Raw genomic sequence first — 15,980 nt, forward strand, 5'->3', positions numbered from 1 at the left:
GCTGTGCAATATATTGCGCGGCTTTTTTTATGTTTGGGTACAGGGAGGTGCCGGAAATGCGTCGGATGCCAGTTTCATGTCCGGGAAGGGCAGAGGGGTTCACCCTTCTCGAGCTCCTCCTGGTCATTGCCATCATCAGCGTCATGAGCGCCTTTGCGGTGCCGGCCTTCAGCAGCCTCTACGGGGATATTTGCCTCAAGAGGGCAGTGCTCGACATGAAGACACTGTTCAAGGACGCGAAGCTGTTGAGCATACAGGGCAAGTCGTGCGCCATTTTATTCGATCCCGCGAAGGGGCGGGCAACCCTCTATTCCGGCAGGGGCCCCGACGGCAAGTGGGATACGGGAGATGAAACCCTTGTCAGCGAGCTTGACCTTTCAGAAATGGGGGGAGGCCTCAGTTTCGGCTACGGAGCAAGGGGGCCGGTTCGGAGACCAGCGGAGGATGGCATATCGTTCGACGATAATCGGTTCGTCAGCGATGAAGGAATTGTAGGTGCAGCGGGAAGTGTGTACATCCAGTCGGCTTCCTCGGGGGGAGCGGCCGCACTTGTCTTCAATTCAAAAGATTTCAGCTGTTCCATTCACAAATGGGACGGCAAGGACTGGATTGAGATGTGACGAAATTGCTCCGTGTTGACGGAAGGGCTATGCAAATTTTGCATAGCCTTTTGCGTTGCAGGCGGGTATGTTTATATAAATGTTACTTTTGTTTTGCCTGAAATTAAGGGGTTAGGTGTGATTTCGGTCGTGACGACGTCTGGCACCATGCTTGCTTGCAAGATTTGGTGACTCCAGAACAGGCAGGGTGGCCATGTTTCTTAAAGCAGACAACAAGCGGGGATTCACCCTCATCGAGCTGATTATCTCCATTGCGATTCTCGGCGTCCTTGCGGCGATAGGGACACTCATGTTTTTGCAGCAGCTGCCCCTGTACCGGCTCAGGGACGCAACACGCATGCTGTTCAGCGATATCCAGAGTACCCGCATCTATGCGCTGCGAAATGGTGCCGCGTGCACACTGGAGCAGTTTCCGGCCAATTCCAACAGCTACCGGATCCTCCAGAACGGCACGGTTATCAAAACCGTTGACCTGAGCGGTTTCAAAGGGGTTGCCTTTGGCAGCCTCGATACGACGGCGCCGGCTCCCGATTCAGGTACTTTTACCGATAACAGGCTGGTTATTCAGGCCGGCGGCATCGCATCGACCGGGAGTTTCTATCTTAAAAACAACAGGTCCCCCGCGGACGGCAGGAGGATTGCGGTAAGCGCCTCCGGCAGGCCGGTTATTACCGCCTGGGACAGTGCAACCTCCACCTACAAGTGAGGGTATTATGAAGGCAGTTGCGGAAAATGCGTCGTGCCTGCGGAACAATGGCGGTTTCTCGCTTGTTGAGGCTCTGGTCGCCATAGCCATACTTTCCGTCGTCATGCTGGGAACTGCTACCATGCTGTTCACGGGATTGGCGGGGAGTTCGGGAAGCAACAACCGGTATCTTGCCACCACTACGGCCCAATCCCGCATCGAAATTCTTATGAATGCCCCCTTTGCCAGCCTGGTGAGCCAGTTGACACCCATCACGACCACCTCCAGCGGCGTCAACTACAATACAAAGTGGCGAGTCACCAACCCCACCGCCAACCTGGCCTTTATCAATATGTCCACCACCTGGACCGACAAGTACGGCTATCACGGCATGAACTTTTCGATCGTCAGGTCCCGGTGAGGAGGGTGGCCATGAGTCAGTCGTCTCTCTATACTTCCCGGGGATTTACCCTGGTTGAGCTCCTTGTCTCCATGTTTGTTGCCGCGCTGGTGATTATGGCCGCTTCGACCACTTTTATCGTCCAGAATAAGCTGGCCGCAGTCCAGTCTGCTACCAGCGATGTGCAGATCAGCGGCCAGATGGTCGTGGATCTGCTGGAACGTGACATTCGGATGGCGGGTTATGGCGTCGATAAGTCCACTGGGCTGGTGGCCCAGGGTAATGCCCCATCCTCCGACGCCACCAGGAGTTTGGGGACCGATGCGGTGCAGGTCCGCTATTCCACGGCCATGTCTTCCGGCATAACCAGAGGGTCGCGGGCTTATGACTACTATATAAGTAAAGACCCCGCCAATCCGGGGCTCATGAGGCAAAATCTTCTTGCGGGCGGGGCTGCCGAACCCATTGCGTCCAATGTGGAAGATATGCAAGTCTCTGGAATTTATGCCGATGACGGCACTGCGGCGGATTTGGGAAGCATCAACCCGACTCGCCCGGTGAGAGTGACATTGCAAGTGCTCTTAAAGTCGCAGGCACGGGACCTGAATTACACTGCAGCGCCACCTACAATCGGCGACAATACCACTTCCCGCCCCGCCGACGGCTATCGGCGGCGCGTCTATTCGGTGACCGTAAGCCCCAGGAATTTCGGGCTCTGATAACGGGAGACAGTTCAATGAAGATACCCGCACATCGTCATTATCGGTTCAGGCTCCCCATGGGCAACCAGTCCGGCATGGCATTGGTTACTGTTCTGATGTTTGCCGCAGTTCTGATGGCCATGATGACCATGATGCTCAACACAACTATGGTTGAAACGCTGTTGTCGGGGGCCAGCACCGTGAGTAAGCGTACGCTGGCCGCCGCCGACGCCGGCATCGAGTATGTACGCGGGACCTTTGTCTATATGGGAAGCACCGGTTTTCCTGCATCATCTTCAACAGGGAACATGACTGCCGAGGGGCAGGCGGAACTTCCTGGCCCCCTCAACCAGCGTGTTACCTTTCTCAACCTGACGGGCATGGGCGTCGATCCGCAACTTTTACTCGGTAGCGGGTACAGTGGCACTTTTGTTTCCCCTACTGCCGGAGGAGGGAAGGTGCAAATGAAACCTTACCGCAGCAGAATCGTTTCCCGGGCCGAAAGCGGCATTTCGCGCAAGACCTTGGAATTTGAGGGGTACAGCCTGGCCCCATAGCCAGCCCCGGCATTTCCGCATTGAACGCGGGGAGGTAACATCCATGTTGACGAGCAGGTTCTTCAGAAAAATAATGCGGATACTTTCCGTTCCGGTAACCCTTGCCCAGATTGTCGCGGCTCCCGGCATCGCCGCGGCCGACGATACGGAAATCTACTCGGCCGGCGCCACCATGAAGCCGATGGTCATGATCATCATGGACAACTCCGGCAGCATGGATGACGGGGTTCCCTACGACAATGTCACGACCTATGCCGGGACATACGCAAATGCCACGCGCTATCAGTACCGGTGCTTGAAATACAAACAAAACGGCGTATGCAGTCAAACTGAATGGCGGGAATACACCGGTGCCTTCACCGATGAGATCAACCGCGACGGCGGCATTGACGTGGCCGGCCATGACGGCATCGATGACAGCAATTACGGCCTCAAGACCGGAAACCGCCTCAACTACGAGGCGACTCCCTCCGTGAGCAAGATCAGTACCGCGAAGGGGGTGCTGAATAACCTGGTTGACCTGATGTACGCAAATGTGGATTTCGGTTTCATGAAGTTCAATCAGGATGACGGTGGCAACATCATTTCAAAGATAGGCGCCACCGTCACCGCCATGCATGGGCAGATCAGCGCCATTAATGCCGGAACGTGGACTCCCCTGGCCGAGGCCCTGACCGATGCCGGCAAATATTTTGAGGATACCTATACCGGCCAGTACAGCCCCTGGAATGAGAATAACTGGTGTCAGAAGGCTTTCATCATCATAATAACCGATGGAGAGCCGACCCACGATACCGATACGAGCATTATCGGCCATTTTCTGGACGGGGGGAAAACTGGCATCACCGACGACAACCGGGGGCAAAAGTGGGACCAGAACGGAGATTACAACTGGCATAGTTCAAACCCCAACGATTCACTCAATAACGACGTATGGTTTGCTGACGACACCTATAGCGATACGGTTCCCCAGACATTTCTGGACGATGTTGCCCGCTATCTCTATCGTAACGACCTTCGCCCTCCGGGTAGCGATAACTCCTTGCAGGGAAACCAGAACGTAACCACCTATACCATAGGCTTTTCCCACGACAGCCCGCTCCTTCAGAAGACGGCCCAGGAAGGTGGCGGCCTTTATTTTACCGCCAATAATGCTGCTGAACTGGAGCGCAGCCTGTTGATGGCCCTTGACGACATTGCCAAGAAGCTCCAGACCTATACCGCCCCGGTTGTTCCCATCACCCGTACATCCAGTGGTGACAAGATGTATCTGGCGTTCTTCAAGCCGCTGGCCTACTCAAAGTTCTGGGTTGGCGATCTCCACAAATACGGCCTCTCCAGCACGAACCAGATTATTGACAGCGCCGGCAACCCTGCCACTGACACTTCGGGGGCCATGCTCGACACAGCGCTTCCCTACTGGAGCGTTTCATCGCAGTTGAAAAGCCGGGCGTCGGCCCGGAACATCTATACCTACCTGGGGACCAATGCTAATCTGACTGATGCGTCCAATGCCTTTACGACCGGCAATGGGGGACTCACGGCCGCCGTTCTCGGCGACCCTGCCAAGAGTAACTCCGCCAATGCCACAACCACGGCGCGGGATGACCTGATTCAATACATCCACGGCATGGATAGCTATGATGACGATGGCGATTCCAACTGGGCCGAGAAGCGCGATTTCATCCTGGGAGACATTCTCCACTCCGTCCCCTTGGTGGTGGACTATAATGGTCCGGATGCGGTTGACCCGAACCGGCATATCTTCTTCGGCTCCAACGACGGTATGCTCCATTGTATCAGTGATACGGATGGCAGCGAGGAGTGGGCATTCGTGCCGCCCGATGCGCTTCCGCGCCTGAAGCTCTTCGAGGAGGGAGCATCTCATCCCTACTTTGTTGATGGCTCCGTCAAGCTGTATCAGGAGCGGAATTCGTCCGGCGTAATCACCAGGGCAATTATCATCTTCGGTCAGCGTGCCGGCGGCGACAATTATTATGCACTTGATGTGACCAATCCGGTGGCTCCGCAACTGCTTTGGCGAATTAACAGTTCTTCCTCGGGCTTGTCGGAAATGGGCCAGACATGGTCCGATCCCTTGGTCGTTAAGGTTAAAAAGAATGATGGAGCCGGAGTTGCGGTCACCCATGATGCCATCATGTTCGGTGCCGGTTTTGATCCCTCCTTGTCCAATAACGAAGCGGTCGCCGCCGCGGCCAAAGGACGCGGGGTATTTATCGTCGATCTCATGACCGGCGCTTTGCTAAGCAGTTTCCAGCATACGGTCGCCAATGGGATGAACTATGCCATTCCCAGCACTGTCGCCGCAGTGGACAGGGATTCCGATGGGATCGTGGACCGCATCTACGTGGGGGATTTGGGGGGGAACCTGTGGCGTATCGCGAAATCGCCAGATAGCGCCGTTGAGGGAGATGCCTCGAAAGACGTCAATCTCATCGATAACTGGGATATACGCAAGTTGTTCGCGTCGAATCCTGGAGCCGACAGCAGCTCGGGACGTAAAATATTCTACCAGCCAGAGATTGCTCTGCAGTCAGGGTATGACTACATCTACTTCGGCACGGGGGACCGGGACAACCCGCGCGCGGATACAGTCGTTGACAGGTTGTATGGCGTGAAGGACGTCAATGCCGACGTTAGCGCCTTTTCCACCTTGACGGAGGTGAGCCTTACCGACCAGACCGGCGTAATTAGTACTTCTACGGCTCCTCTTGCGTCCAATGGCTGGTACATCCGGCTAATAGCGTCCGATGGCGAGAAGTCGCTGGCGGCTCCGGTACTCTTTAATAAATATGTGTTGTTCGGCTCGTTCCTCCCCAACAATGCCATGTGCGACATCGGCGGCGGCGCAAAACTGTATGCCGTAAACTATCTGACCGGCCTCTACACCCGGTACAATTTGGGTAACGGCATACCCACCGAAGCCGTACTGGTTGTCCGTCCGACGGGAACGACGGCCTTTGTCGGGGCCGGCGGCGGGGTCGTGAACCTGTCGAGCCTCACCCCTGACACGGGTGGCTCGGGGAGTGCCAATGAAACTCCCATTGAAGAAGTATTCAATTTCATGACCGGGATAATACCCATTTCGTGGCGGGAGGTTTTCTGATGCGTTACCTTATGGTCATGGTTGCCGGCATCGTTTTTTGGGGCCATTATGCCTTGGCAGCACAGGAGATGCGCAACGTGTTTCCCTCGCTTTCCTCGCTGGGTGCGACCACTGCCGGCCTCATGAGCCCGGAGGTTGTCGAAGGGGAGATTATGGCGATAAGGGGCGCTGGAACCTTTGTCATGCGTGAGAAGCTCTATAGAATCTGCCGGGAAACGGAAGTGAACGGTACTCCGGCACCCCTGGCCAAGTTCACCCTGAAAAAGGGGACGCGGGTCAAGGCAACGGTTTACAGGATTCGCAATAAGACTTATTTCGTATCTGAGCTGGAAATAAGATAAACGAAGGGTCCGTTGTATCAACATGGCCAATCCAGAGAAAAAGACGCGGCAGGTTATAGCAGCCGTTATCGCCATCATGTTCGGCATTGCGTCGATTTATACCGTATTGACCTGGCCCTACAATGTCGTCGGCTGGATAACGTATCGAGTTATGGGGAAGCCGTTCCCCTCCCGTGCGACGGAACTTCAGTATATGAAGCGGTTTCTCGCCGCGAAGCGGCAATTAAACAAGAAACAGTACGATGCGGCGTATCAGGAGTTAGAGTATTTGCGGAAGAACGTGGCTGATACCTTCCCATTTTTTAAGGAAGTTTACCTCTACCTTGGCTACATTTATGACATACGCGGCGATTTTCGGTCAGAAGAGGCCCTCCATCGGGAATTGGAGGCGAAGGATAAGGTTTTTGCGGGCTTCCTGAAGGGCCTGTACGCCATCCATCATGGCCGGGCGGAAGAAGGGAAGGGATATCTCTCAGAAGCGGTAAAACTGGACAACCAGTTCAACAGGCTCGGCAAATACCGGGGGGTAGCCCTGAAAGCCCTCGGATTGGCGGCGCCCGGGCAGAAAAAAGTCGACTGATGAAGATTTTTCCTAAAGAATATGCTGTGCCGGCCGATTAGTTATCCCAGGAACGCCAATTAGACGGGTGTTCCCGGGAAAAAACCGAATAGCCCCGATATCGACAATACTAAACCATCCGCGAGGATGGGGCGGAAAGCCTACAGGGTCTCACCGAGACAGCCGGGATGCCGAAATATCACGATTCGTGATGCTCGGCCCCGGCTTTTTCTTTTTATGACATAACTTGTCAAAATTGCAGCGAGGGTTGACGGAAATTGTCAGTCAGGTGCCTGGAACCATTGGATATCGTTGTTAACCCGGTTGAAAATCGCCCGGTATCAATCTTGCTTAATTACTTTCAACTTCATTCAATTTTAACTAATTTCTTGACATTGGCTTTAATTACAGTACATTTCGCCATAAACTACCGGGCTTTGCAGGATTGGGCGATGAAATTCAAAAATAACGTCAGAAAGATCAGGGAAGAAAGGCTCATGAGCAAGGCTGAACTGGCACGCCTTGCGGGGGTTTCTCCGGCAACCGTCGATAGAATCGAGCGCGGAGAGGAATGCCGGATGGAAACCAAGCGTAAAATAATTCTTGCCTTCGGTTTTTCAGTATCCGAGAAGAAAGCGGTCTTTCTCGACTAAGCCCGCGGATGGGAACAACTCTATGTTTTTCTCCAAGAAAAAAGATCTGGTTGGCATCGATATCGGCTCCAGTTCCGTGAAACTGGTACAGCTCCGGGAGCATAAGGGCGCCTGGCAGCTAATTAATGCCGGTATGCTGCCGCTACCCCCGGAAGCTATTGTCGATAATACATTGATGGACAGCACTGCTATCATCGATGCTGTCAAGAATCTCGGCAAGAGCCTTTCGGTCAAGATCAAGGAAGCTGCCTGTTCCATCTCCGGGAATACGGTAATCATACGAAAGATCAAGCTTCCCGCAATGCCTCCCGAAGAGCTGGAGGACCAGATCCAGTGGGAGGCCGAGCAGTACATCCCCTTCGATATCAACGATGTAAATATAGATTTCCAGATACTTGAGCCAGACGAAGACGATCCGACCCGCATGAACGTTCTTCTCGTGGCGAGCAAGAAAGAGATAATCAACGATTATGTGAACGTCTTTGCTGAGAGCGGTTTCAAGCTCGTTATCGTTGATGTCGATTCCTTCGCGGTGCAGAATGCGTTCGAGCTCAATTATGAAAGTTCTCCCGAGGAAGTCGTTGCTCTCATCAATATCGGAGCAAGCATCCTCAACCTCAATATCGTAAAGGGTGGAATATCCCTTTTTACCCGTGACGTGCAGATGGGGGGCAACCTCTATACCGAAGAGATCCAGAAGCAGTTCTCTTTGAGCAGCGAAGAAGCTGAGAGGGTGAAGCTGGGGGGGGATTTCCCCGGCCGGGATAGGTTGCGGAGCGTAATTGATAAAATAAATGAGACCCTTTCCATTGAAGTGCGCCGCTCACTGGACTTCTACAATACTACTGCCGGAGAAGGGAAGGTCGGCAAGGTCTATCTGAGTGGCGGTGCGGCAAAAACCGCCATGCTCTCCGAGGCGATTTACGATAAGCTCGGAGTACCGGTGGAGATGCTGGATCCCTTCAGGAAAATTACCTGCAGCGAAAAGGAATTCGATCCTGAATATCTTAAGGAGATGGGGCCTCTCGTTACGGTTGCCCTGGGACTGGCCACAAGGAGGGTTGGGGACAAATGGTAAAAATCAACCTGCTCCCGGTCAGGGCGTCGAAAAAGAAAGAGACAGCCAAACAGCAAATGGCTATTCTCGCAGTTTCTGCGCTCATCGTGCTCCTTGCCGGCCTTGGTCTCTATGTCTACGCCCAGGCAAAGATCAAAGCCACCAAGGCGGAAATTGCAAAGTCTGAAAGCGATCTTCAGCAGCTCAAATCCAAGATTGGCGAGTTGGAGAACATAAAAAAGCTTAAAGACGATGTTACGAAGAAGCTTGATGTGCTTGGCCAGCTTCGCAAGGGGAAGACCGGACCTGTCCGCAGGCTCGCAACTCTGAGCGATGCTACCCCCGAAAAGCTATGGATAACCAAATACACTGAAAGCGGTACAGGGGTCAGCATTGGAGGCATTGCTCTCGATGAAGATCTCATCGCCTCGTTCATGCGTCATTTGCAAGGGTCGGAAGACTTCACGAACGTGGAGCTGGTTGTTTCAGAACAGACGGAAATCGACGGCGTGAAGGCCAAGCGGTTCGAGCTCACCTGTGCCTTGAAGTCTGAGGTAAAGACGGAAGAACCGCCGGCTCCGAAGAAATAGCCGCCGGTTAAGGACTCTCCATGGATCCGAAAATCGAAAAACTGCTTAAGCTTCCCAAAAAACAGAAAATTGCGCTTTTGGCCCTAATACTTGTGGCCGAAGGGGCGGCCCTCTATTTCGGGCTCTTTCTGCCTCGCCAGACAGAGCTCAAAGAGCTTCGCGGGCGGTTGGAAGGTGTCCAGAACGAAGTGAGGGACAAGCAGCGGATTGCTGATAACCTTCCGAAGCTTAAAAACGAGTATCAGCAGCTTCAGAAGGATCTTGACCAGGCTCTCACCGAATTGCCCAACCAGAAAGAGATCCCAACCCTGCTGACCAGCATCACCAGTTTCGGCAAGGGGACAGGCAATGATTTTCTCCTCTTCAAGCCGAGGGCCGAAGTTCCCAAGGACTTCTATGCCGAGGTGCCGGTAGATATCTCGGTTTCCGGTTCATTCCACAGTGTTGCCAACTTCTTCACAGCCGTGGGGAATATGCCGAGGATCGTCAATATCACCGACGTCTCCTTTGCCGATATAAAGCAGACGGGCGGTAAAACCAGCGTCAAAGTCAACTGCCTCGCCACGACGTTCCGCTTCCTCGACAAGAAAGAGACTCAGGATGACAAGAAGAAATAGCACCGGGTTATTCCTCATTGCCGCAATGGCCTCTCTGGTCCTGGCATGCGGGGGATGCAAGAAGGGGGAAGAGGCACCGCCTCCCGCTCCTGCCGACGCATCTAAGCCACATCCCCAGGCTAAACCTCCCGTGCAGGCGCAAACTTCTTCCGCGCAACTTCCGGCTGGGGGGCTTCATTCCCTGGGTTTTTCCGGCAGGAAAGATCCGTTCAAGCCCTTCCTGCAGGCAAAAGCACAAAGACCTGCCGCCACCTCCGGGTCTATCTCGTCCGCGGGGCTACTTCCCATTCAGGGGTATAACGTGGGGCAGTTCCGTGTTACCGGCATAATTGCAGGTTTCAAGGAGAACAAGGCTCTTATCGTCGACCCCGCCGGCAAGGGGTACGTGGTTAAGGCCGGAATGAAAATAGGCAACAGCAACGGCGTGATATCTAAAGTCACCCCGTCGTACCTTGAGGTAATTGAACGCTCCAGGGATGACGTGACAGGCAAGATGATCCGGCGGACGGTGAAACTTACTCTGCCGAAGAAAAACTAACAGGCTGCCAAGGAGACTCCCCATGAGCATCCAACTTACAATATCCCGCAATATAACCCTCTTGTCCCTTTTGGGCGCATTGTGCGGCTGTGCTGCAACCAATGCCGCAGTTGTGGGAGACAGGGAGGCGGGTCAGGTCTCACCGGTTCCGGCGTTGCGGGACATCAGGGTTACAGGGGAGGGGGACGATGCCCAGGTAATCATCTCTGCTGACCGGCCTGTAGCATACACCTTCTATACGGTGGCCAATCCCCCCAAGGGGGTGGTTGACTTTGCACAAGTGCTGCCGGGTGCGTATACCAAGCCTGTCGAGATAAATTCAGGTAATATCAAGCGGATCGAGACTACCCGTTTTGGCGAGGGAGATGCCGCCATGACCCGGGTAGAGGTCTTCCTCTCCCGTGATGTTGATATGACGGCTGCCACTGACACAAAAGACAAGAGCACCATGCGGCTTGCCTTTGTGTCTGCGCCGGCTTCAGTTCCCGCAAAAGATTCAGGTGCTGAGCCTCCTGTGACGGCTTCCGTCCAGGAACCGGCTGCGGTGCAGAGTCCTCAACCTGAGCAGTCCCCGGTTCTCTCTGCGCCTGCCGAACCTGCTCCGGTTAAAGCCGCTGATGCCATTACCGCCATCACTCCACGGAAGGATTTTCTTGAGATCCAGACATCGGGAGATGTTGCCGATTTCAAAACGTTCAGGCTCACTAAACCGGACCGGCTTGTGCTGGACGTGTTTGGTGTGAGAGCGGCCATGGCGCAAAAGGTCGTGCCGGTTAACAGTATGGGGATCGGCACCGTCAGGGTTGGAGCTTATCCCGAAAAGGTCCGGCTTGTCCTTGATGCTGCCGGCGATAGACTTCCCGAGTTTTCGGTCAGAAAAACCTCGACCGGTCTTGTCGTAGCTCCCCCGACGGTTTCGGCGGCAGTTGCGGAACCCCGGCAATTTGAGCAGGCAGTTGCTACCGTGCCGGCAACATCGCGTAAAGCGGAGCAGAAACAGCCCGTTTCCAGTGGTAATCCCGAAATTGAATCGATTGAATTCAATGTTGTTGATAACGTATCCCGGGTTGTCATTGCCACGACCGCTCCCTGTGACGTGGACAAACCCGTAAAATCAGCCGAAGGCGTGACCCTCAACTTCAGGAACTGCACCCTGCCCAAGAAATGGCAGCGTCACCTCGATACGAGCGCCTTTGCCGGTGTAGTCCGGATGGTAACGCCCTATCAGGTCAAGACAAATGGGCGTAATGACGTCAAGGTACAGGTCAAGCTGAGCAAGCAGGCCCCCTATGAACTACGCAGGGAAGCAGGTGTCGTTTATCTTGATATTAAGAACCCTGTGGAACTTGATGCGCCGCGGATAGCGGAGGAACTGGCATCTCCCGGCGACGCCGGACGTGCCGTGCCGGCAGCGGCCAGGCCGATGGCGGCATCTCCCGAATCTCAGGGGCGGAAGGTCTATACGGGGCGTCGGGTAACGCTTGAGTTTTCAGACGCCGATATCCGGAAAATCTTTCAGCTAATTGCCGAGGTCAGCAACCTGAACTTCATTGTTGGTGACGATGTCACCGGAACGATTACCCTGAAATTGGTGAACGTTCCCTGGGACCAGGCACTTGATGTAATCCTGGACAACAAAGGCCTTGGGATGCAGCGGGACGGCAACATCGTTCAGATCCGTCCTAAATCAAAGGTTCAAACTTTGGCCGATGAAGAGCAGAGCATGAAAAAGGCTAAAGAACGGGCCATGGAGCTTGAAACCGAGGTGTTCGAGGTTAACTATGCCTCGGTGAGCGATGTAGTTACCCAGTTCAATGCTGTCAAGAGCGAGCGTGGGATGATCTCCCAGGACATCCGCACCAACAGTGTGATCGTCAAGGATATTGCCCCTAACCTTGAGGACATGAGGATACTGCTGAAAAATCTCGATGCGCCGGAAAAACAGGTAATGATAGAAGCGCGCATTGTCGAAGTTGAGACAAGCATCAGCAGCGAGCTGGGCATTCAGTGGGGGATTCATGCCAGGGATGCCAATATCCTCGGCATTACGAATGTTGATACCGGCTTTGGGGGGATATTGACCGGTACGGCGTCTACTGTAGCTAACTCGACTTTTGGACCCGGTCTTGCTACCGGAATCACCTTCGGTAAGATTCTGGGCGGGACAAACCAGTCCCTTGACTTGAAACTGTCGGCTCTTGCCACCAGGGGAAATGCGAAAATTATCTCCACTCCGAAGGTGGTGACGCTGAACAACAAAGCGGCAAAGATTTCCCAGGGGCAGATGATTCCCTATCAAAACACCAGTTCAACTGAAGGGGCCAAGACCGAGTTCGTCGAAGCGGCTCTTACCCTTGAGGTGACACCTCATATCACGTCGGCCGGCAGTGTGATCATGAAGATTAAGGCAACCAATGACACCGCCGGCACTCCTATCGGTCAGAGCGATACTCCTCCGATCAACAAAAAAGAGGCGACAACTGAACTTGTTGTCAATAACGGTGAGACAACGGTTATCGGCGGTATCTATATCGATTCGGATCAGGACTCGGACACTGGGGTTCCTTTCCTGAAAGATATTCCTCTGATCGGCCATCTTTTCAAGTCGTCGGTTAAGAAAAAGGTGAAAACGGAGCTGCTAATTTTCATTACGCCAAAAATCCTTGCCACGTGAAACATTTAGAAAATATCAAGAATTTACATCGCTGCGAGAAATGCCAGGGAACCCCCTGGCATTTCTCAATATAAGAGGTCTCCATGATACGTTATTTGACTGCCGGTGAATCTCACGGCCCCCAACTTACCGCCATAATTGAAGGGATTCCCGCAGGACTGAAAATTTCCGAGGAAACAATCAATGTTGATCTGGCCCGCCGTCAGGGTGGTTACGGCCGCGGCGGCCGCATGCTGATCGAGAAAGATGAGGTGCGGATTCTCTCCGGAGTCCGGTGGGGCGAGTCTATCGGTTCTCCGGTAACCCTCTCCGTTACAAACCGTGACTGGGTCAACTGGCAGGAGAAAATGTCACCCCAGGAGCAGTACCGGGATGACAGCATTCGCGTCACCCGCGCGCGTCCCGGTCACGCCGACCTCCCCGGCGCCATGAAGTACAACCATCGCGATGTGCGCAATATCCTGGAGCGTTCGAGTGCCAGGGAGACCGCCGTGAGGGTTGCCGTGGGTTCTGTCGCCCGCTCTTTTCTGGATGAATTCGGCATTACTGTGAGCGGCTTCGTGGTGGAACTGGGGGGGATTCGTGCAGAGAAGAACGGGATTTCCTCCGAGCGTCTCCGCGAACAGGCTTCCCGCTCCGAGCTTGCCACCTATGATGCCGAGGCGGAGCAACGGATGAAAGCATTCATCGATGCGGCCAGGGAAGCTGGCGATACGGTGGGTGGCGTGGTTGAAATTGTTGTTTCCGGAGTGCCCGTGGGACTTGGCAGCCACGTCCAGTGGGACCGTAAGCTCGACGCCCGCCTGGCCATGGCGGTCATGAGCATTCAGGCCATAAAGGGGGTGGAGATCGGTCTCGGCTTCGAGTCTGCCCGTCGGCCGGGGTCCCAGGTTCATGATGAGATTTACTTCGACTCCTCCCGCCTTGCCGGCGGCGGGGCCACAGGGTTTTTCCGCAATACCAACAATGCGGGGGGCCTTGAGGGGGGGATCACGAATGGCGAGGAGATAGTAGTCCGCGCTGCCATGAAGCCGATTCCAACCCTCTACAAGCCTCTCAAGTCTGTGGATATGCTGACCAAGGAGCCTTTCGAGGCTACGGTTGAACGTTCAGACGTATGTGCTGTTCCGGCTGCTGCGGTTGTAGCTGAATCGGTTGTGGCCGTAGAGATTGCCAATGCGCTACTGGAGAAGTTCGGCGGTGATTCCCTTGCGGAAGTCCGGCGCAATTACGATGGCTACCTCGAATATCTCCGCTCTTTCTAAGATGCGCAACATCGTTCTCACCGGATTCATGGGGACCGGCAAGAGCAGTGTCGGCAAACTCCTGGCCCAGCGTCTCGGCTTTCGCTACTGTGATCTTGATGCCCGTATCGTCGAGGAGGAGGGAATCTCCATTAATGAGATTTTTTCTCGTCATGGAGAATCGCATTTCCGTGCTCTTGAGACCTCGGCAGTGCGGCGGCTGGCCCAGGAGCAGCAGTGTGTTGTTTCCACAGGCGGAGGGGCGGTTATTGCGCCTGAGAACAGGCGGTTGCTCATGGAGGCCGGAGTCGTTGTAAATCTCACCGCATCGGTGGAAGAGATTTGCCGGAGACTGCGCGAGGAAACTGACAGGCCGCTTTTGAGGGATAACCGTTCGGAGGAACATATCGAGCGGATGCTGGCGGAACGTGAGCCGTACTACGCACATGCGGAGTTGAGGATTGACACCACAGGCAAAAGCGTGGAAGATGTGGTCGCTGAAATCATCGTTTATCTGAAAGAAAGAGGATTTGCGTGGAAACCCTGACGGTGGGGCTCGGTGACAGAAGCTACAGGATTCTGGGGGGCAACGGGAACCTTCCGGGGATAGGTGCGCTTTGCCGCGAACTGGGGCTGGGACGGATCGCTGCGATCGTGACCAATACAACGGTCGGTCCCCTTTACTCAGGGGGCGTTGCCGAATCCCTTTCCGCAGCGGGGTTCTCGCCGGTTCTCGTGGAGATACCCGATGGCGAGGAGTTCAAAACAAGCGAAACCCTGAACACCATATACAATGGGCTGATTGCCGGCGGACTTACCCGCGACTCTTTCGTAATAGCTCTTGGAGGGGGCGTTGTGGGGGATATGGCGGGATTTGCCGCAGCCACCTACCTGCGCGGCATCCCCTTCGTGCAGGTCCCAACCACGCTCCTGGCCCAGGTTGACAGCAGCGTCGGCGGGAAAACCGGCATCAATCACCCCCTCGGCAAGAATCTCATCGGCGCCTTCTACCAGCCCCGGGCAGTGGTCATAGATGTTGATACTCTGGCAACGCTTGCCGAGCGTGAGTACCTTGCCGGAATGGCCGAAGTGGTGAAATATGGCGTAGTCCTCGACCGGGAACTCTTTGCCGAGGTGGAGCGAAACGTGCCTGCGCTACTTGACCGCGACAAGGCCGTTCTTACGCGGATCATCATGCGTTGTTGCTCCATCAAGGCATCGGTGGTGGAGAAAGATGAGCGGGAAGCCGGACTTCGGGCTGTCCTGAACTATGGCCACACCCTTGGGCATGCGGTGGAAACCCTTGCCGGCTACGGAACCTACCTCCATGGTGAAGCGGTGGCGATCGGCATGGTTCAGGCCGCCAGGCTGTCCGAGCACCGGGGCCTGGCCGGGCCTGCCGATGTTGAACGCCTCTGTGCGCTTCTGACATCGCTGAAGCTGCCGGTGGAGTTGCCTGTGTTCGCTGCGGATGCCTATAAAGGGGTGCTGATGCGTGACAAGAAGGCGCGGGACGCCGGGCTCGGTTTCGTGCTCAATAAGGGCATTGGCGATTTCTCCATGGTCTGCATCCGGGACATGGACGAAGTATTAGCCGTCTGCGGGATTGGAGGATGA

Annotated in this window: 17 protein-coding genes and 1 riboswitch; all 17 genes read left to right on the forward strand. The window is 54.7% G+C overall.

Going from position 1 to position 15,980, the window contains the following annotated elements:
- The first annotated feature begins 56 nt into the window (after nucleotides 1–56).
- The 17 genes from JZM60_RS10820 to aroB all read left to right on the forward strand — a co-directional run bounded on the left by JZM60_RS10820 (nucleotide 57) and on the right by aroB (nucleotide 15,980).
- Nucleotides 57–620: a pilus assembly FimT family protein gene (locus JZM60_RS10820; protein WP_207162474.1), complete on the forward strand. Its 564-nt coding sequence runs from the start codon at nucleotides 57–59 to the stop codon at nucleotides 618–620.
- A gap of 193 nt (nucleotides 621–813) precedes the next feature.
- On the forward strand, nucleotides 814–1,326 hold the full coding sequence (locus tag JZM60_RS10825) for a GspH/FimT family pseudopilin (RefSeq protein WP_207162475.1): 513 nt from the start codon (nucleotides 814–816) through the stop codon (nucleotides 1,324–1,326).
- Between the two features lie 7 nt (nucleotides 1,327–1,333).
- A complete protein-coding gene (locus tag JZM60_RS10830) occupies nucleotides 1,334–1,726 on the forward strand; it encodes a type IV pilus modification PilV family protein (RefSeq protein ID WP_207162476.1) in 393 nt (130 codons plus the stop codon).
- Between the two features lie 11 nt (nucleotides 1,727–1,737).
- Nucleotides 1,738–2,424 carry a PilW family protein gene (locus JZM60_RS10835; protein ID WP_207162477.1) on the forward strand — a complete coding sequence of 229 codons (687 nt, stop codon included), beginning with the start codon at nucleotides 1,738–1,740 and terminating at the stop codon, nucleotides 2,422–2,424.
- Nucleotides 2,425–2,441: 17 nt separating this feature from the next.
- A complete protein-coding gene (locus JZM60_RS10840; RefSeq protein ID WP_207162478.1) occupies nucleotides 2,442–2,963 on the forward strand; it encodes a hypothetical protein in 522 nt (173 codons plus the stop codon).
- A gap of 43 nt (nucleotides 2,964–3,006) precedes the next feature.
- Nucleotides 3,007–6,090, forward strand: a complete 3,084-nt coding sequence (locus JZM60_RS10845; protein ID WP_207162479.1) for a pilus assembly protein — start codon at nucleotides 3,007–3,009, stop codon at nucleotides 6,088–6,090.
- Nucleotides 6,090–6,431, forward strand: coding sequence for a hypothetical protein (locus JZM60_RS10850; RefSeq protein WP_207162480.1), 342 nt, complete (start codon nucleotides 6,090–6,092; stop codon nucleotides 6,429–6,431). Before JZM60_RS10845 ends, JZM60_RS10850 begins: the two co-directional genes overlap by 1 nt.
- A gap of 22 nt (nucleotides 6,432–6,453) precedes the next feature.
- A complete protein-coding gene (locus JZM60_RS10855) occupies nucleotides 6,454–7,011 on the forward strand; it encodes a hypothetical protein (protein ID WP_207162481.1) in 558 nt (185 codons plus the stop codon).
- A 98-nt stretch (nucleotides 7,012–7,109) separates the two neighbouring features.
- Nucleotides 7,110–7,186: riboswitch (cyclic di-GMP riboswitch) on the forward strand.
- A 256-nt stretch (nucleotides 7,187–7,442) separates the two neighbouring features.
- A complete protein-coding gene (locus JZM60_RS10860; RefSeq protein ID WP_207162482.1) occupies nucleotides 7,443–7,643 on the forward strand; it encodes a helix-turn-helix transcriptional regulator in 201 nt (66 codons plus the stop codon).
- Nucleotides 7,644–7,665: 22 nt separating this feature from the next.
- Nucleotides 7,666–8,721, forward strand: coding sequence for a type IV pilus biogenesis protein PilM (gene pilM, locus JZM60_RS10865; RefSeq protein ID WP_207162483.1), 1,056 nt, complete (start codon nucleotides 7,666–7,668; stop codon nucleotides 8,719–8,721).
- Nucleotides 8,715–9,290, forward strand: coding sequence for a PilN domain-containing protein (locus tag JZM60_RS10870; RefSeq protein WP_207162484.1), 576 nt, complete (start codon nucleotides 8,715–8,717; stop codon nucleotides 9,288–9,290). Before pilM ends, JZM60_RS10870 begins: the two co-directional genes overlap by 7 nt.
- A 20-nt stretch (nucleotides 9,291–9,310) precedes the next feature.
- On the forward strand, nucleotides 9,311–9,907 hold the full coding sequence (locus JZM60_RS10875; RefSeq protein WP_207162485.1) for a type IV pilus inner membrane component PilO: 597 nt from the start codon (nucleotides 9,311–9,313) through the stop codon (nucleotides 9,905–9,907).
- Entirely contained in the window at nucleotides 9,891–10,445 is a 555-nt protein-coding gene (locus tag JZM60_RS10880) for a pilus assembly protein PilP (RefSeq protein WP_207162486.1), read from the forward strand. Before JZM60_RS10875 ends, JZM60_RS10880 begins: the two co-directional genes overlap by 17 nt.
- A 22-nt stretch (nucleotides 10,446–10,467) precedes the next feature.
- Complete coding sequence (locus JZM60_RS10885; protein ID WP_207162487.1) at nucleotides 10,468–13,119, forward strand: type IV pilus secretin PilQ; 2,652 nt, start codon at nucleotides 10,468–10,470, stop codon at nucleotides 13,117–13,119.
- Nucleotides 13,120–13,202: 83 nt separating this feature from the next.
- Nucleotides 13,203–14,384 (forward strand): chorismate synthase, encoded by a 1,182-nt coding sequence (gene aroC / locus JZM60_RS10890; protein WP_207162488.1) that lies wholly within the window; start codon nucleotides 13,203–13,205, stop codon nucleotides 14,382–14,384.
- Nucleotide 14,385: 1 nt separating this feature from the next.
- Nucleotides 14,386–14,910 (forward strand): shikimate kinase, encoded by a 525-nt coding sequence (locus JZM60_RS10895; RefSeq protein WP_241426225.1) that lies wholly within the window; start codon nucleotides 14,386–14,388, stop codon nucleotides 14,908–14,910.
- A complete protein-coding gene (aroB, locus tag JZM60_RS10900) occupies nucleotides 14,898–15,980 on the forward strand; it encodes a 3-dehydroquinate synthase (RefSeq protein WP_207162490.1) in 1,083 nt (360 codons plus the stop codon). The genes JZM60_RS10895 and aroB overlap by 13 nt, the downstream gene beginning before the upstream one ends.

The sequence above is a fragment of the Geobacter benzoatilyticus genome (assembly GCF_017338855.1).
Classification (GTDB): Bacteria; Desulfobacterota; Desulfuromonadia; order Geobacterales; family Geobacteraceae; genus Geobacter; species Geobacter benzoatilyticus.